The organism is Acinetobacter sp. ACNIH1 (genome assembly GCF_002934695.1).
GTDB lineage: Bacteria > Pseudomonadota > Gammaproteobacteria > Pseudomonadales > Moraxellaceae > Acinetobacter > Acinetobacter variabilis.
The window spans coordinates 2,021,154-2,044,053 of the sequence record NZ_CP026420.1; the positions used below are offsets into that span (position 1 = coordinate 2,021,154).

Consider the following 22,900-nt stretch of genomic DNA (forward strand, 5'->3'; position numbering starts at 1 on the left):
AAACATGAAATTTAAGACTTTAGCACTTGCCACAATATTAGGACTGACAACTTCTTTTACAGTTTCTGCACAGGTCACTTTCGACTATAAAGACCAAAATATTCAACTTAAAAAAGCTCCGAAAAAGATCGCAGTATATGACCTATCTGCACTGGATACCTTGAATGCACTAGGGCTTGAAGCTCAGCTGGTGCCTGCAGCAAGCTTTGCAGGCAATTTAAGCAAATACCAGCAGGGCAAATTCACCAAAGCTGGTTCACTGTTCGAACCGGATCTCAATGTACTAAAAACTGCTAAACCTGACCTGATTATTGTCGGTGGCCGTTCGGCTTCTAAAGCAGAGGCTGTTAAAGGTATTGCTCCGACTTTAGACCTTTCTCCAGATACTAGCCAATATATTGCCGATCTGACGGAACGTACCCATGTCTTGGCTCGTGCATTTGGTAAAGAGAAAATTGCTACTGAAAAGCTTAGTAAAATCGCAACGCTGCAGCAACAACTGAAAAAGCAGACTGAAGGCAAAACTGCACTGATGCTGTTTGCAGTCGGTGAAAATTTTATGCCACATGCAGAAAATGACCGTTTTGGCTTTGTTTATGAATTAGCAGGTTTTAAACCGGTATTGGACCCCTCTGAACAGTCAAATGCACCCCGTCCAGAAGTAGGCTCTCAGGAAGCATTGAAAGCAGCGGAGAAAAATGTTCAGCGTATTACAGCAGCCGTTGAGAAGAATCCGGATTACATCATTGTTCTGGATCGTGGTGCGGTGAATACCCAGAAATATACCGCTCAGGATAATATTCAGAAACACCCTGCCCTAAAAAATGCCAAAGCCTTGGCAGAGAAAAAAGTGATCTATGTGAATGCTGATGCTTGGTACATCACCGGTGCCGGTTTGGACAATACCGCTTTCATGTTGGAAGAACTCATTAAAGGCACAGCAAATTAATTTTTAATCCATTACTAAAAAGGAAGTTTCGAGCTTCCTTTTTCCTTGAAACATCTCGTAATAAATTAACGCTCAAGACTGGAATTTAATGCCAACCCAGGAAGCAACTTAGCAGCGATAATGTATACATCTGTATATTAATTGCTGTAAGTCGCGAGATATTTTGCATGTCCACTTCCCTAGACGGTCTTCAATTTCCCATTTCTGCTTCACAACAAAAACCAAGCACATCGAAAATCGGCCGTAACATTATTTCTGAAGCCTTAGGCACAGTCGATCCTGTACATGCTACTGCAGCACAACAGGAAAAGAACTGGCGTAAGCAATATCCACTACACTTTAAACATCTGGTTGAAGGTGGATTACGCTCTGCGGGTGCAGCATTGAGTATTGCCAAGCAAGGCCTGAAAACCGCACATGCTAGCTTTGAGTTTTATCGTGATGGCCAGAAGTATCTACTAAAAGATGTGATGTCTCTGCCTGCGCAGAACCTGAATACTTTCCAGCTGAAAGGCCAGTCTGAAAAAGCCCCAGAATGGTATGTGCCTTACCATGGCAAAAAGCTGCAAGGACAAGCATTACTGGATCAGATCCAGTCTTGGGAAGAGCGTGGCATTGTCGAACCTAGTCATGCCAATGCGCTACGTGAATGTATTGCCCATCCGGAATGGTTTGACCTATCCGATCGTACCACTGTTCTATTTGGTGCCGCTTCTGAAGCAGGTCCACTGACCTGGTTGTCGAAATGGAAAGCCAATATCGTCGCGATCGATCTACCGAATACCCGGGTGTGGGGCAAGATTTTAGATACGGTTAGTCAAGGCAACGCCACTTTATATGCACCATCAGTTGAAGCGCTGCCAACTGATACTTCACTGGAAGTTTTAAAAGAAAAGCTAGGGGCTAACCTGCTCACCCAGATTCCTGAAATTGCCCAATGGCTGATTCAGTTCAAACAGGATCTGGATCTCGCGGCAATTGCTTATCTGGACGGTGAAAAGCACGTCCGTGTTTCTATGGCAATGGATGCCATTATGAAATATGTCAGTGAGCAGAAAGCCAATACCAGCCTGATGTATATGTGCACCCCGACGGATGTATATGCAGTTCCAGAAGAAGTGGTTCAGGCTTCACAAAGCAAATACCAGCAGTTGTCGAAACTGGAAAGTACTTTAACCAAAGGCATTTCACTGATTTCACGCAAGCATTTTTTCCAGAAAAATAAGCAGGATCTGTTTAAGGTTGGCGACAAGTCCTATGGTGTTTGCGACTGTCTGGTCGTTGAGCAAGGTCCAAACTATGCACTGGCTAAACGTATCCAGCAATGGCGTGCAACATTGGCTCGTGCCAGCGGGCAGCAAGTGAGCATCAATATCGCTCCTTCAACAACGACTTATTCAGTGACCAAGAATCCACTGCTGAAAGCTGCGTTTAATGGTGCCAGCCTGTTTGATGTAGAAGCGTTTGCACCTGAAACCACTAATGCGATTATGGCAGCCCTGTGGATTCATGACTTACGCAACTCTGAGTCTGTTGCAAATCCTGATGTACAACTCAATCACCCACTTGAATTGATGATGTCAGGCGCGAATCATGGCGGTTTATGGCGTGTGGCTTATCTGGCACGTACTGCTCTACCATTTGCCGCGCTTTATGGTTTTGCAACGGATAAACTGCCGAAGGGATTGTTGGGTAAGTTGAAGAAGTAATTTTTTCTGAAATAAAGATGAAATCAATTTTATTGGTCAGGTGACATGGATGTCGCCGTTAGGCTGTCTTGCGTATCTTTCACAAGCAGTGCTTGTAAAGATACTCAGGAAGTATCATCAGCCTAACAAAAGATTTTTGTTACCTTGCGAAGTGCACTTCTCATCTTTCAAAAGTAAGACTAAGAAATACTCATTTTTTACATTTAGTTGAAATTAGCTATTAATCTCTCTATTGAAAGTACTTTTACCCTTCTGATTACCCTCACCCCCTTGCGCAGCAATGCTACTCATCCCATAGGGAGAGGGAGCATCATCCCTTATATTTCTAAAAGCCATGAGATAATAAAAAGTCTCTTATTTTCAGAAAGAAAATCGCTATTTCTTAAGGCTAAAACTTTTCTAGCACCCATAAAAAAACGCTGCCTAAGCAGCGTTTTTTACATCGAATTTCTTAGAACACTTTCAATAGAATCCAGTACAAACCACCTGATAAACAGATCGTTGCTGGCAAGGTGAATACCCAAGCAGACAGAATCGATTTCACCATTTTGAAGTTCAAGCCAGACTTATTCGCCACCATGGTACCTGCAACCGCAGAGTTCAGAACGTGAGTAGTAGAAACCGGCATACCAAAGCCATCAGCAGCTGCAATTGTAGACATGGCAACCAACTCAGCAGACATGCCCTGACCATAAGTCATATGTTCTTTACCGATCCGTTCACCAACCGTCACGACAATTCGTTTCCAGCCGACCATCGTTCCCAGACCAAGTGCCAAGGCTGTTGCGACTTTTACCCAGGTCGGAATGTATTGCAGGAATGAATCCAGATTGTCACGGTATTCGTCGACGGTTTTTTCCTGAGCCTCGCTCATTGCCGGTAAAGCTTCTGCTTTATCCAGACGTTTAAACGCTGTGGTGCTCAGGTACATATCATTACGGAATTCTGAAACTTGCGTTTCTGGGACATCTTTAATATTGCTGTAGCTACCGACTTTATCACCCAAGTGATCCGTCAAGCTTGCCAGTGCAGGAACAACCTCAGCATTCAATTCTTTAGTTTGAATGTATGTGGTAATGATGGCACGAGCCTTCTCATCCGGAATATCTTCATGCTGCGGATAAATCGCATCAGCCGTTTGCGCAGACAACTGGCCAAAAGACTGGATATGAGCTGCATCCAGATTTTTGTTCAGTGAATATGCCAAAGGTACACAGCCGATCAGGATCAACATGATCAGACCCATACCTTTTTGACCATCGTTTGAACCGTGCGCGAAGCTTACACCTGTACAGGTAAAGATCAGAATGGCACGAATCAGCGGTGGCGGTGGCTTGTTCCCTTCAGGTGGCTTGAACAGTTCAAGCTGCTTTCTGAAGATCTTTTTCACCAGCAGAAATAGCACTCCAGCAAAAGCAAAACCGATCAAAGGTGAGAACAGCAATGCTTTACCGACTTTCAGCACCTGCTCCATATCCACACCGGAAGCACCACCACCTGAATTTAGCAGGTAGTTCATGATGCCTACACCCAGAATCGAACCGATCAGGGTATGTGAACTGGAAGCAGGAATGCCAAGAAACCAGGTGCCCAGATTCCAGAGAATCGCAGCGATCAGCATGGCAAAGACCATGGCAAAACCGGCACCTGTGCCGACATTCATGATCAGTTCGACAGGCAATAATGCAATGATTCCGTATGCAACAGCACCACTGGCCACCATTACCCCAAGGAAATTACAGAAACCTGCCCACATGACTGCAACCGGTGCAGATAATGCATTGGTATAAATCACGGTGGCAACCGCATTGGCCGTGTCGTGGAAACCGTTGACGAATTCAAAGCCCAGCGCAATGAATAACGCCGTGCCTAAAAGAATCATTGAATACAGACCGATCGGTGGAATATGAGCTAAATCTGAGGTCAATTGGAAGCCGATATAGATCAGCGTGGAGATAATTAGAGTCAGAAACACCGGCATAAAAAATTTCGGTGTTGGCACATGAACATTGGCCGGCTTATCAGAAGGCGACTGTTGTGCTGAACCTAAGGGAGTTTGATTAGAATTCATGCAAGCAGGAATAGAGGATTCAAGAATCCCCATATTGTTCAATTAAATTGTGACAATTATATGACAAAGTGCTGTCATATAAACCAGTTTTTTAGACTTTCTCGTTGCCGTTTATCCTGTAACCACATGCTCTAAATTTTAAAAATATACAAATATAATCAATTATTTATTAAAAATAAAACGCTTGAATCGCCCAGCTTTATTCATGTTTTGCAATATATCTGATCATTCCTACCCGGCTGTCATATTTCCGAGCCTGTCATATTTGATTAAAGATTAGCTTTGTTATATGACACTCTGATGAAAGCTGCTTACATTTTATTTTCCAGTCGCACGCTTTTATCAAGAACTTTAATTTCCAGATTTCCATCTGTTTTCAACTTTCTATACCGGCTTGAGTTTCTTTATCAAATTTTCATATCAAGCATATCCAGCATTCTGTATAAGCGTTACAGAAAACTGCGCACTAATCTGTTAAGATTATTGCCGTTTTTGATGCTTACTGAGAAAGTTTGAATGTCCACACTTGCCACCCTAAAAGAACTTCTTGCCAAGAGAATTTTAATTATCGATGGTGCGATGGGTACCATGATCCAACGCCATAAATTGGAAGAAGCCGATTATCGTGGTGAGCGTTTTGCTGATTGGGCATACGACCTTAAAGGCAATAACGACTTACTTGTGCTGACTCAGCCACAGATTATTCAAGGCATTCATGAAGCATATCTTGAAGCTGGTGCCGATATTATTGAAACCAATACCTTTAATGGTACCCGTGTTTCAATGTCTGACTATCACATGGAAGATCTGGTTCCTGAGATCAACCGTGAAGCGGCGCGTCTGGCTAAAGAAGCTTGTGCAAAATATTCAACGCCGGAAAAACCACGTTTTGTGGCAGGTGTGATTGGACCGACATCACGAACCACTTCTATTTCTCCAAATGTAAATGACCCTGCCTTCCGTAATATCACTTTTGACGAATTGAAAGTGAATTACATCGAATCAACCAAGGCCTTGATTGAGGGTGGTGTCGATATCATCCTGATCGAAACTGTGTTCGATACTTTAAATGCCAAAGCTGCGATCTTTGCAGTGCAGGAAGTGTTTAAAGAACTTGGCACTGAATTGCCAATCATGATTTCCGGTACGATTACCGATGCGTCTGGTCGTACCCTGACTGGTCAAACTGCAGAAGCGTTCTGGAACTCGATGCGTCATGCAGAACCAATTTCGATTGGTTTTAACTGTGCTCTAGGTGCAGATGCCATGCGTCCACACGTAAAAACTGTATCTGACGTTGCTGATACCTTTGTTTCAGCACATCCGAATGCCGGCTTACCAAATGCTTTCGGTGGTTATGATGAAACTCCAGAAGAAACTGCAGCTTTCATTAAAGAATTTGCGGAAAGTGGTCTGATCAACATCACTGGTGGTTGTTGTGGTACGACACCAGATCACATCCGTGCGATTGCTCAAGCCGTTGAAGGTATTGCGCCGCGTAAAGTGCCAGAAATTGAGCCAGCATGCCGTTTAAGTGGTTTGGAACCATTTAACATCACTAAAGATTCATTGTTCGTTAACGTCGGTGAACGTACCAACGTCACTGGTTCGAAAAAATTCCTGCGTCTGATCAAAGAAGAGAACTTTGCCGAAGCTTTAGATGTTGCGCGTCAACAGGTTGAAGCCGGTGCACAGATCATCGACATCAACATGGATGAAGGCATGCTCGATTCAGAAGGTGCGATGGTGCACTTCCTGAATCTGGTGGCATCTGAACCTGATATTTCTCGTGTGCCAATCATGATTGACTCCTCTAAATGGGAAATCATTGAAGCTGGTCTGAAATGCGTCCAAGGTAAAGCGGTTGTTAACTCGATTTCCCTGAAAGAAGGTTATGACGAGTTTGTAGAACGTGCCCGCCTCTGCCGTCAGTACGGTGCTGCGGTGATCGTGATGGCATTTGATGAAAATGGTCAGGCTGATACTGCGGAACGCAAAAAAGAAATCTGTAAGCGTTCTTATGACGTGCTGGTGAATGAGGTTGGCTTCCCGTCTGAAGATATCATCTTTGACCCGAACGTGTTTGCGGTAGCAACCGGTATCGAAGAACATAACAACTACGCAGTTGATTTCATCGAAGCGACTGGCTGGATCAAACAGAACCTGCCAAATGCGATGATCTCTGGTGGTATCTCAAACGTATCCTTCTCCTTCCGTGGGAATGAGCCGGTACGTGAAGCGATCCATGCGGTATTCCTGTACTACGGTATCCAGCAAGGCTTAACCATGGGTATCGTGAATGCTGGTCAGCTGGCGATTTATGATGACATCGACAAAGATCTGAAAGATGCGGTTGAAGATGTGATCCTGAACCGTAACCAGGGTGAAAGCGGAAATGAAGCAACTGAAAAATTACTTGAAATTGCTGAAAAATACCGTGGTCAAGGTGGCGCGCAAAAATCTGAAGAAAACCTTGAATGGCGTAATGAACCGGTTGAAAAGCGTCTTGAATATGCGTTGGTTAAAGGTATTACCACTTATATCGACCAAGATACTGAAGAAGCTCGCCTGAAAGCCGTTCGTCCACTTGACGTGATCGAAGGCCCATTAATGGCCGGTATGAACGTGGTCGGTGACCTGTTCGGTGCCGGTAAAATGTTCCTGCCACAGGTAGTGAAATCTGCACGTGTGATGAAACAGGCCGTGGCTTGGTTGAACCCGTACATCGAAGCAGAAAAAACTCAAGGCGAAGCCAAAGGTAAAATCCTGATGGCGACCGTAAAAGGCGACGTACATGACATCGGTAAGAATATCGTTGGCGTGGTACTGGGCTGTAACGGTTATGACGTGGTCGATCTTGGTGTCATGGTGCCATGTGAAAAAATTCTACAAACTGCGATTGATGAAAAAGTTGACATCATCGGTTTGTCTGGCCTGATCACCCCTTCACTAGACGAGATGGTGTTTGTTGCCAAAGAAATGCAGCGTAAAGGCTTTAACATTCCATTGATGATTGGTGGCGCGACGACTTCTAAAGCACATACTGCTGTGAAAATTGCCCCTCAATACCAGAATGATGGCGTGTACTACACAGCTGATGCATCTCGTGCTGTAGGTGTGGCAACTCAACTGCTATCTGCAGAAATGAAGCCAAAACTGGCAGCAGACTATACAGCGGATTATGAAAAAATCCGTACCCGTCTTGCCAACAAACAGCCAAAAGCTGCGAAGCTGTCTTATGCTGAATCGGTTGAAAATGGTTTTAAAATTGACTTCGACAAGAATGCACCATTTAAACCAAACTTCATTGGTTCACAGACGTTCATCAATTATCCTTTAGAAACTTTGGTGGAATACTTTGACTGGACACCGTTCTTCATTTCTTGGAGTCTTGCGGGCAAATTCCCGAAAATCCTTGAAGATGAAGTCGTTGGTGAAGCAGCACGTGACCTGTATGCACAAGCGCAAGCGATGTTGAAAGACATTATCGACAATAAACGTTTCGATGCGCGTGCAACGTTCAGCATCTACCCTGCAAATCGTACCGGTTCAGATACGGTTGCTGTGACTGATGAAGCTGGCAATGTAACGCATACCTTCGAGCACTTACGTCAGCAGTCTGACAAAGTCACTGGTAAAGCGAATTACTCTTTGGCTGACTTTATTGCACCGAAAGATGTAGCTCAGGATTACCTTGGCGGCTTTACCGTTTCGATCTTCGGTGCGGAAGAGCTGTCTCAGGAATATAAAGCCAAAGGTGATGACTATAATGCGATTATGGTTCAAGCCTTAGGTGACCGTTTTGCCGAAGCTTTTGCTGAGCATCTGCACCAGCGGATCCGTAAAGAGTTCTGGGGCTATCAGGCTGACGAAACTCTGGACAATGATGAATTGATCAAAGAGAAGTATGTCGGCATCCGTCCTGCACCGGGCTATCCTGCTTGTCCTGAACATTCTGAAAAAGCACCATTGTTCGACTGGTTAGGTACGACTGAGAAGATGGGGACTTACCTGACTTCTAGCTTTGCAATGTGGCCACCTTCATCAGTGAGCGGTTTCTATTATGCAAACCCTGAAACGGAATACTTTAACGTGGGCAAAATCTCTGGCGATCAACTAGAAGATTATGCGAAGCGTAAAGGTTGGATCTTGGATGAGGCGAAACGTTGGTTAGCGCCGAATTTGGATGATTCTGTGGTTTAAGGGTCATTTAGTTTCGATATAAAAAATCCCCTCGAGTGAGGGGATTTTTAATTTTGAATCTCCCCTAACCCCTCTTTTACAAAGAGGGGAATTTCACGCATCAAATTGATTACGTTATACCTCCTCCCTTTTTTAAAGGGAGGTTGGGAGGGATTAAACAGCTCTAAAAATTAAGTTATGATAAGTTATTAAAATTAAAGACAATCTCTAATATGGATCAATTTAATACAAGAGAAATAGCTTCTATCACTTGGGGAACTATATTTATCGTTGCATTAATATTTTTTTCCTTAAAAAATCCTCAGCTCAGAAATTCTCTTATAGCTTTGATCAAAGCTTTTTTTCAAACAAAAATCATTACTTCAATTATATTCACTACTTCATATCTAGCACTGATTATATTGCTTCTCTCCCAACTTAAAATTTGGGATTTTAGCCAGATTGATGTGTGCTGAAAAAACAGGAGGTTTTAACTTGGTAAACTAAACACACTCATCAGGAGTTTACCATGAGCAAGAAATACAAGACTTACACCACAGAATTTAAAGCTGAAGCCATCAAATTAATTGAAGCCAATCAAGGCAATGTCTCGGAAACAGCTAGACAACTTAGCATTTCAATGCAAACTCTTTCAAATTGGAATACCAAAGCAAAGGCTGGAACTTTAGCAGGTACAAAACAGTATTCACCTGATCTAAACGCTCTACTCGAAGAAAATAAAAAACTTAAACAACAGCTCAAAATAGCTGAAATGGAACGTGAATTTTTAAAAAAGGCAGCAGCGTACTTTGCCAAAGAAAGTCAGTAAGGTACGCCTATATGAAACAAAAAAGATATTCATTTCCAATTACCTTAATGGCTCGATTACTTCATGTTTCAGTTTCATGTTTTTATGATTGGCTCAAGAGAGGTGTGAGCAAAAGAACGATTCAACGAAATCAACAGACGATATTGGTGAAAATAGCCCATGAGGAGACAAGGCAGAGCTATGGTTATATTCGATTAACCAAATACTTACAAGCTCAGGGCATAAAAATGAGTATGTACGCTGTACGTCAGATAAAAGCGCTGAACCACCTGTATTGTAAGCGACACAAGCGTTTTAAAAGGACTACGAATAGTGACCATAATCGAGCGATCTATGAAAACCTGCTGGAGCAACAATTCTCAATGACTAGACCAAATCAAGCATGGTCAAGTGATATTACGTACATATGGACTGTTGAAGGATGGCTGTACTTAGCAGCGGTAAAAGACCTTTACACGAAGCAAGTGGTTGGCTATAGCTTAAATGAGCGCATGACAACACAGCTTGTTTGTAATGCGCTAAATATGGCTATTCACAATCAAAAACCAACCAAAGAACTGATTGTGCATTCAGACAGAGGAAGTCAATATTGCAGCCATGAATATCGAAATATACTTGAGCAATATGGTTTTCAAGGTTCAATGAGCAAGCGCGGAGACTGTTACGATAATGCACCGATTGAAAGCTTTTGGGGAATACTGAAAAATGAGTTAGTGCATCATTACAACTATCAAACCAGAGAAGAAGCCAAAGCAGATATTATAAAATACATTGAGTTATTTTATAATCATCGAAGAATTCAAAAGGGTTTGGGTTTTAAGACACCAAATCAAATGGCCGAAGACTTTTATAAGTTGGCTGCCTAAAATCTCCCAAGGGAAAGTCTCCTGATAATTCAGCGTATATCAGATTAAAAACACATTTTTTTGGTATATAACATTTGCGATAGGTACTTTATTCAATATAAATACAATTAGAGAAAATTCAAAAAATTTCTTTCTAAAAACAATAAAATCATCAATAAACTTAAGTATACTTCTTCAATTCATTGGAGACTGTAAATAAAACTGTGTAAACGCTTAAACTATCCCTCAACGCTGTTGGGGGGCAACACAGGTGTTTACCATGAAAGATGAAGCAATGCTGGCATTGGCAAAAGAATTTGCTAAGAACTTAAAAACAGAAGCTGACCTGAATAATTTCAGTAAAGCTTTAAAGAAACTCACCGTTGAAACTGCACTCAATGCTGAACTGACTGAACATTTAGGCTATGAGAAGAATAGTCCTCGTATAGGCAAAAATACACGTAATGGCTATACAACCAAACGGCTATTTACTGATGATGGTGAATTTGAACTAGACACGCCTAGAGATCGTGATGGCACTTTTGAGCCCCAGCTGATCAAGAAGAGTCAAACCCGTATCACACAAATGGATAGCCAAATCCTATCCCTATACGCCAAAGGCATGACGACACGAGATATCGTTGCCACATTCAAGGAAATGTACGATGCGGACGTCTCCCCAACGCTTATTTCCAAAGTGACGGATGCAGTTAAAGAACAAGTAATAGAATGGCAAAATCGACCATTGGATGCCCTTTATCCTATTGTCTATATGGATTGTATCGTCGTGAAAGTGCGTCAAGATAGTACGATTATTAACAAAGCGGTGTATCTGGCATTAGGTGTCAATACAGACGGACAGAAAGACTTATTAGGTATGTGGATGTCAGAAAACGAAGGTTCTAAATTTTGGCTCTCAGTCCTTACAGAACTGAAAAATCGTGGGTTAAAGGATATTCTGATTGCCTGCGTAGATGGACTGAAGGGCTTTCCTGATGCAATCAATACAATTTACCCTGATACGCATATTCAGTTGTGTATCATCCACATGGTACGCAACAACCTTAAATATGTGAGTTGGAAAGACTACAAAGCTGTCACAGCCGATTTAAAAAAGATATATCAAGCTGTTACAGAAGACGCAGCCTTACAGGCTTTAGATGAATTTGGACAAAAATGGGATGAGAAGTATCCTCAAATCAGCAAGTCATGGCTTGCCAACTGGTCGAATCTAAACACGTTTTTCGCTTATTCTATGGATATTCGCAAAGCGATTTACACGACGAATGCGATTGAATCATTGAACAGCGTTATCCGCCATGCAACCAAGAAAAGAAAAATCTTCCCAACTGATGATTCCGTGAAAAAGGTGGTATATTTAGCAATTATGGCAGCAAGCAAAAAATGGACGATGCCTATTCAGAATTGGAAAGCTGCCATGAATCGCTTTAGTATCATGTTTGAAGAGCGTGTAACCAAGTATTTTTAAAACTGTATTTACACAGAATTATTTACACCCTCTTCATTGTTAATTTTCATACATTTAATTTTTTCATAGAATTAATAGTAATTATTCCCTTTATTACTTTTTTAGCTATTTTGAGTACTGTTGCTAATGACAGTATAGAACAGCAGAAAGTTAAGAGAATTATTGACTACTTATTAACTGTTATTTTTTTCATTTTTTTGGTTCATTTTTTAATTAAGCTTTTTAGAGATTTCTCAAATTTTGCAAACCTCCAAACATTACAAGACTTCTTTATCCCAATCATTTTGACAATATTTTATTTACCATTTCTATGGGTTTTCCTTTTATATATGAAATATGAAGAAATATTCGTAAGACTTCAATTTTTTGTCGAAGATAAAAAGCTCATTCCCATTACAAAATTTTCTTTAGTTTTAAATTTTAGAGCACATGAAGAATTGATTGATGAATGGTTTCATCATATCAAAATCCATAAAATCGCAAATTATAAACAACTATTCGATTCATTTACTATCATCAAACACAGAAATGTAAAAAGGAAAAATTTAGTTGATATTCCTATCCCATTGGGAAGTGGCTGGAATGTATATCAAGCAGAAAATTTCTTAAGTGCCTATGAACTCCAAGTTAAATATTCTGATATTGGCGATGAAATTTGGTTTGGATCTAAACTAATTAAACTAGATGAAGTGTTTAATTCTTCTACATTAACCTACTATATCCAAGGCACTGAAGATATTGTAAAAAAGTTGAAAATTAAAGTATTTATCTATGACCTTAATCTTATGAACAAACATCTAAGCATCTTCATTGAAGTGATAAACTACCTGCTCAAAAAGTCACTTAATGTTAGTTTAAGTCAAGATCAAATTAATAATATAGGACTTACGCATTGACGGATTCAAAAAAGTATTAAAATACTTTATAAAGTATCTGTGATTAGACGAATTAAACATGCTTCTACAGCAACTTGTACATTACCCATTTATATGGGCTTTCTCATGACAGAACCGAACTCTATTAGCTGCACACAACTTGCCGAGACTTATAATATCTCGCATGATAGTGTAAATCGCTTTCTAGAGCGTGAAGACTACACACCTCACGACCTATATCAAGAATCAATTCAACATATTGATAATAATAAACTTATAGTCAGTATTGATGATACTGTTTTAGATAAACCATATAGTCAACATATGGACTTGGTTAGCTATTTTTGGTCAGGCAAACACCACCGATCCGTCAAGGGTATTAATCTCATTACCTTGTATGCGACAGATCAAAATGGTCAAAATATTCCAATTAATTTCCGAATTTATGACAAATCTGAAAGTAAAACCAAGAATGATTACTTTATGGATATGTTAAGTGAAGTACTCAGTTGGGGTGCAAAGATTCAATTTATTACAGGTGATAGTTGGTATTCATCGACTGGAAATCTAAAAACCATAAGAAAATATGGTATTCGATTTATGTTTGGTATCGACTGTAACCGTAAGGTTTCCCCAGAAAAAGGACAATGGTTTCAACTGCGTTTATTGCCAGATTTCCATCAGGGTCAAGTGGTCTGGCTCAAAGATTTTGGCTTTGTACAATTATTTAAGACTCAGTTAAAAGAACAGCAGAGGTTTTATATTGTGCATCAAGATGAAGATGATTTATTGTCCTTTGAGGGTTTTCATGAATTACATTCAAGTCATTGGAAAATAGAGCAATATCACCGGGTGATTAAACAGGTTTGTCATATTGAAAAGTTTCAAGTAAGACGATCTAAACTGATTTTGAATCATATTTTTTCAGCCTTGATGGCCTACGTTGAGATACAAAAGAACCAGTTTGAGCGGATCTTTGAAAATGTATATCGTTGGCAGAAGAAATTATTTAGACCAATTATCAAAAACTTCATTGATGACTTTATTCTCGATAAAAATCATCTGCTACCACAGAGAATCTATAAATAATAGTGCGTAAGTCCTATAATATTTATAGCTTGGAAAATTTTGTAGACATCTTACATGATAAACAAATTGAATTTCGTTACGAAAAATTTGATCATTCAGCTACACCAGCATGTGAATTCGTATTCTCAATAAAAAATCCCTCCTAACCTCGCTTTAAAAAAGGGAGGAACCACACGAATCCGCAACCGCGATCAAATTCATGGCAAGTCCCCCTTTGTAAAAGGGGGATTTAGGGGGATTCAGTAGCTAACTGATTCAAACAATACTGATAAATCACTTCCACCACACTATCCAATTGCTCCACCAATTGCCCATTATCAAACCTAAACACCTTCAATCCAAGTTGAGCCAGAGCATCATCCCTCATCCGATCTACTTCCAAACCTTCATCTGTAAAGTGCTGACTACCATCACACTCAATCACCAAATTGGCAGCAGGACAGTAGAAGTCCACAATGTAATTTAAAATTGGATTCTGTCTATAAAACTGCAAACCTAATATTTGCTTACCTCGAAGTTTTGACCATAGCAGCTTTTCAGCATCGGTCAGGTTGTTGCGTAAGTCACGCGAGGCTTGTTTTAGGTTTTTATTATAGGGTTTCATTGTTATTCTCTTTTTAGAATCTCTCCTAATCCTGAGCCATATATGGCGCAAGGACAAAGAGGGGGACTCCACGTAAACAAATAAATTACGTGACAGCTCCTCCCTTTTTCAAAGGGAGGTCGGGAGGGATTTAATTTATCAAATATGCGCCCCTTTTCTAACCCATCACTCCTAAATCATCCGCTTTTACACTTTTAAGTCTGCAAAATTCATCACTTTCATGAATAATAGACCAATAAATTTATCTCCCAAATCAATGACTATTGGTATTCCAATGAAGAAACTCATGAACGGTGCTGAAAACATCGTTGTCGAAATGTGCAAAGGCTTTGTCCTGACACATCCAGAACTGGCATTTAATGAATCTTATAAAATCATTTCTCGAAAAGAAAAACACCAAAATGTCGCCCTGATCAGTGGTGGTGGTAGCGGTCACGAACCAGCGCATGTAGGCTTTGTCGGTCAAGGCATGCTGGATGCTGCTGTATGTGGGGACGTGTTCGCCTCACCTTCACAAATTCAGGTTTATAAAGCCTTGCAGCAAGTGGCGACTGACAAAGGCGTGTTGATGATTATTAAAAGCTATTCTGGCGATATGATGAACTTCCAGAATGGTGCTGCCTTAGCGACTGAAGATGGCATCAAAGTTGATTACGTAAAAGTCGCTGATGACATCGCAGTAAAAGACAGCTTATACACTGTCGGTCGTCGTGGTGTTGCCGGTACAATCTTCGTGCATAAGATTGCCGGTGCTGCTGCCTCTAAAGGGTATGAACTAGCACGTGTTAAAGAACTGGCACAAAAAGCTGCGAATAATGTGATTAGCCTTGGTTTTGCCTTTACCTCTTGTACCGTTCCAGCCAAAGGCACACCAACGTTCATTTTAGCTGATGATGAGATGGAGTACGGTGTTGGCATTCATGGTGAACCGGGGATCCGTCGTGAAAAAATCCTGCCGTCTAAAGAACTGGCGCAACGTATTATCGATGATCTGTTCCTCGATCGCCCTGACATGCAAGAAGTTGCTGTTCTAGTGAATGGCTTTGGTTCAACGCCAATGCAAGAGCTGTATGTCTTTAATAATGATGTGTGCGAACATTTGGCGCGCAAAGGCATCAAGATTTACCGTACTTTTGTCGGCAACTACATGACCAGTATCGACATGAACGGTGCTTCGGTGTCATTGCTAGCTGTGGATGATGAACTAAAAGGCTATTTAGATGCAGAGGCGAACACGCCCGCTCTTAAAATGGATGGTTCAGCAGCACAGCCTTTAATCTTCTCAACAAAAAATGCCGCAGCAGAAGATGTAATAAATACGGAAGTCGAAACTCAGCCCGAACATGCTGAAATTCAAAATGAACAGTTCACGATTGAAAATATGCGTTATGTGGTCGATGTGATGGCTGCCTGCATTATCAAAAACGAAGTGCCATTCTGCGAGCTGGATGCCCATGCAGGTGATGGTGACTTTGGCATGAGTGTAGCTAAAGGTTTTAAACAGCTGAAACGCGAATGGCAAAGCCTGATTCAAACCCAGCACATGGATGAATTCTTGCTAAATAGTTCAATGATTATTATGGAACACTGTGGTGGTGCATCAGGTCCAATCTGGGGTTCAGCATTTCGTGCAGCGAGTAAAGCCATTCAAGGTAAAACCACATTAACTGTGGCAGATTTTGCCGAGATGCTGCAAGCAGCAGTGAAAGGTATTCAAGTTACCGGTGAGCGTTCATTTGGTCGTGGAGCAGTTGTTGGTGACAAGACCCTGATTGATGCTTTAGTGCCATGTGCAGATTCCTGGTCTGCTAATACCGATAAAACATTTAAAGAAAACTTTGTGTTGGGTGCAGCCGCTGCGGTAAAAGGTGCGGAATCGACCAAATATATCGTGGCGCGTATGGGTCGTGCCGGTACGGTCGGTGACCGTAGCTTGGGCTATCCGGATGCTGGTGCGCATGGTTTAGGTGTGATCTTTACTGATATTGCTGAGCATATTAAATAATTAAAAATCCCTCCTAACCTCCCTTTAGAAAAGAGAGGAACCACGCGAATTTAATATTGTTATTTGATCCATATGGGGTCCCCCTTTGTAAAAGGGGGATTTAGGGGGGATTCCATTCCTTTATTTAAATCTCTCCAAAAACTTCTCCAACTCCTCCGTCATCACGACTCTTTTTCTACCCTTTAATTGATCTTTATCCAGCAAACCTTCTGAGTCTACAACTAGCACTTTATGTCCATCCTGCTTTAAACGATCGACACCTTCAAACAGCATTCGGGCACCCACATCATGTATCAAAGTGAGATTGGTCAAATCGAGAATAATGGTACTTTTACCTTCAGGTTCATCCTGCAAAATGCGTAGCAGCATTTCAGACTCAGTAAATTGAAGCACTCCACGCAGTTCATAAACCACGACGTTATTCTTTTTCCCCACTGTGTAACGACTTTGCAAAATGGTCTGTGCTGACGGCGTACCTTCCATTAGATGCAGTCCCATATCGTGCGACAGATTTTCAAAGATTCTGACCCCACGCACACTATTACCATGCTCATCAATTTTCGGAGAAAATACCGCAATTCCCACTTGCCCTGGCAGCACTCCAATAATGCCACCTGCCACGCCACTCTTGGCTGGAATACCAACTGTAGTCAACCAGTCACCGGCAGCATCGTACATACCGCAGGTCAGCATGACACTGAGTAATTGCCGGACTAAAGCCCGATCCAGCATGCGCTTCCCTGTCTTGGGATGCACACCACCATTGGCCAATATGCTGGTAATCACGGCCAGATCTTTGACGGTGACCTTAATCGCACACTGCTTGATATAGCCATGCACGATTTCTTTAGGATCTTCATCCAGCACACCAACAGTACGCAGCATGTAACCAATCGACATGTTACGAAAAGCTGTTTTAATTTCCGAATTATAAACTTGCTCATCAAAAGACAATTCCCGTCCTGCCAGTCCACTAAGAAAACGGCGTAACTGTTCAGCACGTGATACCGTTTTCTTGGCAGGAATTAGGGAATGTGTAGTAATCGCGCCAGAATTAATCATCGGGTTTTTGGGAATATTGCGTTCTTTTTCCAACGAAATCTGGTTAAAGGCCTCTCCCGAAGGTTCCACACCCACTTTTTCCAGTACCTGTTTTAGCCCTAGCTCCTTGATTGCCAGCGCATAAGCGAAAGGCTTGGAAAGCGACTGCATGGTAAATTCAAGGTCATCATCTCCGGCAGAATAGATAGTCCCGTCTACGGTCGATAGCGAAAGCCCGAGCTTGTCAGGATTAACCGACGCGAGTTCAGGAATGTAATCTGCCAGTGCGCCTTTTTTATTATCATGGCAAGCAGAAAGCACATGGTTCAAGTAATCCGGTACCGGCGTTTTCACGGCAAATGCTCCCATCTCAATATTTTATATCATTTTTATTAAAACTGAATACTGAAGGCGGTTTTGCTACTTTTATGCAGTTTTATGTTGTGAAAATGGGATATGGGCAAAAGAGATAGAAAAAATAGAAGACTTAACTAGACTAAATAAGGAATCTTAAAATAGATAAATCATAAAGATGAGCACATTATTTTCAGATTACAGGTCTATTTCTATCAAGCAATAAACCTGTAACCGATGACAACCAGCTTGATCTTTCAAGCAGATTATTTCACCTTAGTTTTGCGAATCATCTTATACAACACTTTTGGCGATAGACGTGAAACTAAAACACCTAGTTTTTCTTTAGAGCCACCCACCACGATATATTCTTCGCCACGTTTCAATGCTTCTACAGTCTGACGGGCAAAATCAGCCGGTTCCAGACCGTTTTCAATTGCTTCATCCTGCTTGGCCTGAGGTTTACCTTCCCCATTTAAGGCGTTAAAAGATACATTGGTTTTAATAAAGCCCGGGAAAATCACGGATACCTGAATACCCTGATCTGCCATTTCAGCGCGCAGGCTGTTGGCCCATATATGAATCGCGCCTTTGGCTGCTGAATAAGACGCTCGATATTGAGTTCCAAGTAGACCGGCCACACTGGAAATAAAGGCAATCCGACCAGATTTTTGTCTTAAAAATGTCGGTAAAACGGTTTTGGTCAAAAACACCTGAGAGAAATAATCGACTTCCATAATGGCGCGTTCAGTCTGCATGGTGGTTTCCTGAATCAGGGCACGCTGACTGAGTCCGGCATTATTGATTAGCCAATCAATGCGGCCTTTCTCACTCAGCACCTGTTCATAGGCTGTGCGTACCTGATTTTCATCAGTAATATCGGCTACGATTGAGATGTGCTGATCAGGATTCACCAGTCTCGTACGGACTTTTTCCAGTTCTTCCAAACGTCGTGCGGTCAATACTATCTGCGCACCTTGTGCAGCACATTCTTCGGCCAGTGCCTTACCAATTCCTGAAGATGCTCCGGTAATCCAGACGACTTTTCCCTGTAAATTTTCTAGTTTTGCCATTAAATCCTGTCACCCTCTTTATATGAATATGTGCCTGGCGGCATTTCATCTTCCAGAAATGCCAGCAACTGCTCAAAATAATAACTCATGGTATCCGCATCATAGAGGCTACCGAGTTTATCAAAACGTTTATAACCCAGTTGTGTGGTCAGGTGAATCACACCATTCAATGTTTTATCCACCACCACATTAAATTTCAGCATCTTTTTTGGTTCACGCACCAGATGCGTCACTCCTTGATCCACCACTTGGATAAAAGCCTTCAAGGCCGGTGAGACATACTGATTATTGCCACTTTTCATCTGCTCCACGCAGCCCAGCAGTTCCGTGATCAGCATGCGCTCTACCGAATAGCGAACAAAATATCCGTCCTCATTTTCATGGGTCATCTTGTACAGATAGTTCACCATGGGAATCAGTCGGTCATTACCAAAAAACGAAACCGACCACGGCATATATTTGCGTGTGGTTTCTAAAATCTGTTGAATGACTTTTTCAGATTCCTGATCTGGGGAGCTAGAGAGCTGCACCACACGACCAAAAATCTGGTCAATAATTTCACAGGCAATATCGGCCAGATTTTCACCAAGCAGTTTGGCCAGACTTTCCTGTTCGCCAGCATTAAATCGGGAATGCAGGTCTTTAAAGCGTTGATGGGTATCGGGGTGAATCTTGAGAGAAATGCTATAGCTCATCTTGTTATCCTTTTTTTAATCGTCTGCGATGAGTCGCGTTTTTATCAACCTATCATACGTTGAGTTCAGGCAACTGCCAATTGGCGAAAGTTTGCTTTTGGTTAAGCTGCCGCATGGCTTGATTTTTTTGCTACAATAGATGCAATTTTTTATCCACTTTTGATCTGTTTAGACTATGACTGATTCAGCGCAAAATATTGCTACGACCTACGATCCGACCGAGATCGAGAAAAAATGGTACCAAACCTGGGAAGAGCGCGGTTACTTCAAGCCGTCTCAAAAAGGTGAATCATTCTGTATCATGATTCCGCCGCCAAACGTCACTGGTAGCTTGCACATGGGTCATGGTTTTAACAATGCCATCATGGATGCCTTGACTCGTTATAATCGTATGTCAGGCAAAAATACCTTATGGCAGCCAGGTACTGACCATGCGGGTATTGCAACCCAGATGGTTGTTGAGCGTCAGTTAGGTGCTCAAGGCGTAAGCCGTCATGATCTGGGCCGTGAAAAGTTCATCGAAAAAGTTTGGGAATGGAAAGAACAGTCTGGCGGTAACATTACCCGTCAAATCCGTCGTCTGGGATCTTCAGTAGACTGGTCACGTGAACGCTTTACCATGGATGAAGGTTTATCCAATGCCGTTAAAGAAGTGTTCGTGAAACTGCATGAAGAAGGCCTGATTTACCGCGGTAAACGTCTGGTGAACTGGGATCCTAAATTGCAAACTGCCCTGTCCGACCTTGAGGTAGAATCTGATAAAGAAGAACAAAGCTCATTGTGGCACTTCAAATATTTCTTTGAAGATAAATCGCTTCGCACTCAAGATGGCAAAGACCATATTGTCGTTGCCACCACTCGTCCAGAAACATTACTTGGTGATACTGCGGTTGCGGTCAACCCTGAAGATGAGCGTTATGCACATCTTGTCGGCAAAAATATTGTATTGCCAATTACTGGCCGTACAGTTGCCATCGTTGCTGACGAATATGTTGAAAAAGAATTCGGTACAGGCTGTGTGAAAATTACGCCTGCGCACGACTTCAATGACTATGAAGTGGGTAAACGCTGTGGTCTGGCACTGATCAACATCTTCAACAAAAATGCCGAAGTTCTGGCTGAGTTTGAATATATCGAAAAAGCGGGCGAGCAGATTTCTAAAACCATTCCTGCTCCTGCAGACTACATCGGTTTAGAGCGTTTTGAAGCGCGTAAAAAGCTGGTAGCTCAAGCTGAAGCTGAAGGCTGGTTAGATCAAATCCAACCTTACACCCTGAAACCACCTCGCGGGGACCGTTCAGGCGTGATCGTTGAGCCATTACTGACTGACCAATGGTATGTGAAAATCGCGCCACTGGCGAAACCAGCGATTGAAGCGGTTCAAGACGGTCGCATCAAATTCGTTCCTGAACAGTACAGCAATATGTACATGGCGTGGATGAACAACATCCAAGACTGGTGTATCTCGCGTCAATTGTGGTGGGGTCACCGTATCCCTGCTTGGTACGATGCTGAAGGCAACGTATATGTTGGTCGTGACGAAGCTGAAGTTCGTGCGAAAAACAACATCCCTGCCGATGTTCAATTGAAACAGGATGAAGATGTACTGGATACCTGGTTCTCTTCAGGTCTTTGGACATTCTCAACTTTAGGTTGGACTGGCGATGAAGCAAAAGACAAAGAAAACTACTTCTTAAATACATTCCACCCAACAGATGTATTGGTGACAGGTTTTGACATCATCTTCTTCTGGGTTGCACGTATGATCATGCTGACCATGTACTTCATGAAAAATGAAGATGGCACACCACAAGTACCATTCAAAACTGTGTATGTACACGGTCTGGTACGTGATGGCGAAGGTCAGAAGATGTCTAAGTCTAAGGGTAACGTACTTGACCCATTAGACCTGATTGACGGTGTTGATCTGGAAACCTTGGTACAAAAACGTACTTTCGGTCTGATGAATCCAAAACAGGCTGCGAAGATTGAGAAATCTACCCGTAAAGAATTCCCTGAAGGTATTCAGGCTTATGGTACTGACGCAGTTCGTTTCACATTCTGTGCACTTGCCAACACTGGCCGTGACATCAAGTTCGACATGAAACGTGTTGAAGGTTACCGTAACTTCGCCAACAAAATCTGGAACGGTACACGTTTCGTGATGATGAACGTGGAAGGTCAAACCGTTGGTCAAACTGCACGTCCTGATCTGTGGGAATTGCCTGAACAATGGATCGTAAGCCGTCTGCAAAAAGCAGAACAAGCGGTTCAGCAAGCATTCGCGACTTACCGTCTTGATCTTGCTGCTCAAGCGATCTACGAATTTATCTGGAATGAATACTGTGACTGGTATGTCGAGCTGACCAAACCGGTTCTGAATGATGAAAGCGTATCTGAAGAGCGTAAAGCTGAAGTTCGTCGCGTATTATTGGCTGTGATGGAAGCGTCTTTACGTCTTGCTCACCCAATCATGCCGTATCTGACTGAAGAAATCTGGCAAACGCTTGCTCCTAAACTGGGGATCTCTGGCGAGACTATCATGCTGGCTCAGTACCCTGTTGCAGATGAAGCGAAGATCAACGAACAGGCTGAAGCAGACATGCAATGGCTACAAGGTTTGATCGGTGCTGTACGTAACATCCGTGGTGAGATGGGCTTAGGTAATGCTCGTTTGTTGCCTGTTCTTCTTCAAAACACGACTGATGCGGAAAAAGCACAGATCACACGCATCGAAGCGTTATTTAAAGCATTGGCGAAAGTTGAAAGCATCACTTTCCTAGCTGATGGCGAACAACCACCGTTGTCTTCTTCTTCTGTTGTTGGTCACGTATCTGTATTCGTTCCAATGAAAGGTCTGATTGACCCGAAAGCGGAATTGGGACGCCTACAAAAAGACTTAGACAAGGTTCAAAAGCAGCATGACCAAATTGCAACTAAACTTGCAAATGAAGGTTTTGTGGCAAAAGCCCCTGCTGCTGTGGTTGAAGGCGAGAAAGTAAAACTTGCTGAGTTTGCTGATCAGTTAGCGAAGATTAAAGCGAATATGGAGCAAATTGCGGCGCTTTAATGTGTTGTTAGTTTGATCTA

General features: G+C 42.1%; 14 protein-coding genes. 9 read left to right on the forward strand and 5 right to left on the reverse strand.

The features are described from left to right. The first annotated feature begins 4 nt into the window (after positions 1-4). Both C3F22_RS09955 and C3F22_RS09960 read left to right on the forward strand, forming a co-directional pair. Positions 5-949 carry an ABC transporter substrate-binding protein gene (locus C3F22_RS09955; protein WP_104426471.1) on the forward strand — a complete coding sequence of 315 codons (945 nt, stop codon included), beginning with the start codon at positions 5-7 and terminating at the stop codon, positions 947-949. 167 nt (positions 950-1,116) lie between these two features. Further along, positions 1,117-2,658, forward strand: coding sequence for a hypothetical protein (locus C3F22_RS09960; RefSeq protein ID WP_104426472.1), 1,542 nt, complete (start codon positions 1,117-1,119; stop codon positions 2,656-2,658). 451 nt (positions 2,659-3,109) lie between these two features. Here C3F22_RS09960 and C3F22_RS09965 read toward each other — a convergent pair whose 3' ends face one another. Further along, the gene (locus C3F22_RS09965) at positions 3,110-4,729 is read right to left on the reverse strand and encodes an inorganic phosphate transporter (protein WP_104426473.1); all 1,620 of its coding nucleotides are present in this window, start codon (positions 4,727-4,729) and stop codon (positions 3,110-3,112) included. Between the two features lie 516 nt (positions 4,730-5,245). On the opposite strand from C3F22_RS09965, the gene metH reads away from it, so the two are divergent. The 5 genes from metH (at position 5,246) to C3F22_RS10000 (ending at position 14,038) form a co-directional block, all read left to right on the forward strand. After that, complete coding sequence (metH, locus tag C3F22_RS09970) at positions 5,246-8,932, forward strand: methionine synthase (RefSeq protein WP_104426474.1); 3,687 nt, start codon at positions 5,246-5,248, stop codon at positions 8,930-8,932. A gap of 508 nt (positions 8,933-9,440) precedes the next feature. After that, positions 9,441-10,606, forward strand: a protein-coding gene (locus C3F22_RS09980) for an IS3-like element ISAba22 family transposase (RefSeq protein WP_087748731.1) whose coding sequence is annotated in 2 segments (ribosomal slippage) — positions 9,441-9,699 and positions 9,699-10,606 — 1,167 coding nt in all. Because the reading frame shifts where the segments join, the coding sequence is not laid out codon by codon here. A gap of 259 nt (positions 10,607-10,865) precedes the next feature. Continuing rightward, entirely contained in the window at positions 10,866-12,074 is a 1,209-nt protein-coding gene (locus C3F22_RS09990) for an IS256 family transposase (protein ID WP_004672268.1), read from the forward strand. Positions 12,075-12,403: 329 nt separating this feature from the next. Continuing rightward, complete coding sequence (locus tag C3F22_RS18410) at positions 12,404-12,970, forward strand: hypothetical protein (protein ID WP_213064454.1); 567 nt, start codon at positions 12,404-12,406, stop codon at positions 12,968-12,970. Between the two features lie 39 nt (positions 12,971-13,009). Continuing rightward, on the forward strand, positions 13,010-14,038 hold the full coding sequence (locus C3F22_RS10000; protein WP_081402725.1) for an IS701-like element ISAba11 family transposase: 1,029 nt from the start codon (positions 13,010-13,012) through the stop codon (positions 14,036-14,038). A gap of 229 nt (positions 14,039-14,267) precedes the next feature. On the opposite strand, the gene C3F22_RS10005 is transcribed toward C3F22_RS10000, so the two are convergent. Beyond that, positions 14,268-14,642 carry an endonuclease domain-containing protein gene (locus C3F22_RS10005; RefSeq protein ID WP_104426476.1) on the reverse strand — a complete coding sequence of 125 codons (375 nt, stop codon included), beginning with the start codon at positions 14,640-14,642 and terminating at the stop codon, positions 14,268-14,270. A gap of 274 nt (positions 14,643-14,916) precedes the next feature. Here C3F22_RS10005 and dhaK point away from each other — a divergent pair, with 274 nt between their 5' ends. Continuing rightward, on the forward strand, positions 14,917-16,647 hold the full coding sequence (gene dhaK, locus C3F22_RS10010) for a dihydroxyacetone kinase subunit DhaK (protein WP_104427011.1): 1,731 nt from the start codon (positions 14,917-14,919) through the stop codon (positions 16,645-16,647). A gap of 120 nt (positions 16,648-16,767) precedes the next feature. Here dhaK and C3F22_RS10015 read toward each other — a convergent pair whose 3' ends face one another. From C3F22_RS10015 to C3F22_RS10025, 3 genes are all read right to left on the reverse strand, one after another. After that, on the reverse strand, positions 16,768-18,042 hold the full coding sequence (locus tag C3F22_RS10015) for a glutaminase (RefSeq protein ID WP_104427012.1): 1,275 nt from the start codon (positions 18,040-18,042) through the stop codon (positions 16,768-16,770). A 266-nt stretch (positions 18,043-18,308) separates the two neighbouring features. Continuing rightward, positions 18,309-19,115 carry an SDR family oxidoreductase gene (locus C3F22_RS10020; protein WP_104426477.1) on the reverse strand — a complete coding sequence of 269 codons (807 nt, stop codon included), beginning with the start codon at positions 19,113-19,115 and terminating at the stop codon, positions 18,309-18,311. Continuing rightward, complete coding sequence (locus C3F22_RS10025) at positions 19,115-19,810, reverse strand: hypothetical protein (RefSeq protein ID WP_005234535.1); 696 nt, start codon at positions 19,808-19,810, stop codon at positions 19,115-19,117. The genes C3F22_RS10020 and C3F22_RS10025 overlap by 1 nt, the downstream gene beginning before the upstream one ends. 175 nt (positions 19,811-19,985) lie before the next feature. On the opposite strand from C3F22_RS10025, the gene C3F22_RS10030 reads away from it, so the two are divergent. Then, positions 19,986-22,880: a valine--tRNA ligase gene (locus C3F22_RS10030; protein WP_005234532.1), complete on the forward strand. Its 2,895-nt coding sequence runs from the start codon at positions 19,986-19,988 to the stop codon at positions 22,878-22,880. The last annotated feature ends 20 nt before the right edge of the window (positions 22,881-22,900 follow it).

Bases quoted from the DNA above. Each gene is read 5' to 3' on its own strand.
- C3F22_RS09955 (WP_104426471.1), top strand. From the start codon at position 5: ATGAAATTTAAGACTTTAGCACTTGCCACAATATTAGGACTGACAACT.
- C3F22_RS09990 (WP_004672268.1), top strand. From the start codon at position 10,866: ATGAAAGATGAAGCAATGCTGGCATTGGCAAAAGAATTTGCTAAGAAC.
- C3F22_RS18410 (WP_213064454.1), top strand. From the start codon at position 12,404: ATGAAATATGAAGAAATATTCGTAAGACTTCAATTTTTTGTCGAAGAT.
- C3F22_RS10005 (WP_104426476.1), bottom strand. From the start codon at position 14,642: ATGAAACCCTATAATAAAAACCTAAAACAAGCCTCGCGTGACTTACGC.
- metH (WP_104426474.1), top strand. From the start codon at position 5,246: ATGTCCACACTTGCCACCCTAAAAGAACTTCTTGCCAAGAGAATTTTA.
- C3F22_RS09965 (WP_104426473.1), bottom strand. From the start codon at position 4,729: ATGAATTCTAATCAAACTCCCTTAGGTTCAGCACAACAGTCGCCTTCT.
- C3F22_RS10025 (WP_005234535.1), bottom strand. From the start codon at position 19,810: ATGAGCTATAGCATTTCTCTCAAGATTCACCCCGATACCCATCAACGC.
- C3F22_RS09960 (WP_104426472.1), top strand. From the start codon at position 1,117: ATGTCCACTTCCCTAGACGGTCTTCAATTTCCCATTTCTGCTTCACAA.
- C3F22_RS10030 (WP_005234532.1), top strand. From the start codon at position 19,986: ATGACTGATTCAGCGCAAAATATTGCTACGACCTACGATCCGACCGAG.
- C3F22_RS10020 (WP_104426477.1), bottom strand. From the start codon at position 19,115: ATGGCAAAACTAGAAAATTTACAGGGAAAAGTCGTCTGGATTACCGGA.
- dhaK (WP_104427011.1), top strand. From the start codon at position 14,917: ATGAAGAAACTCATGAACGGTGCTGAAAACATCGTTGTCGAAATGTGC.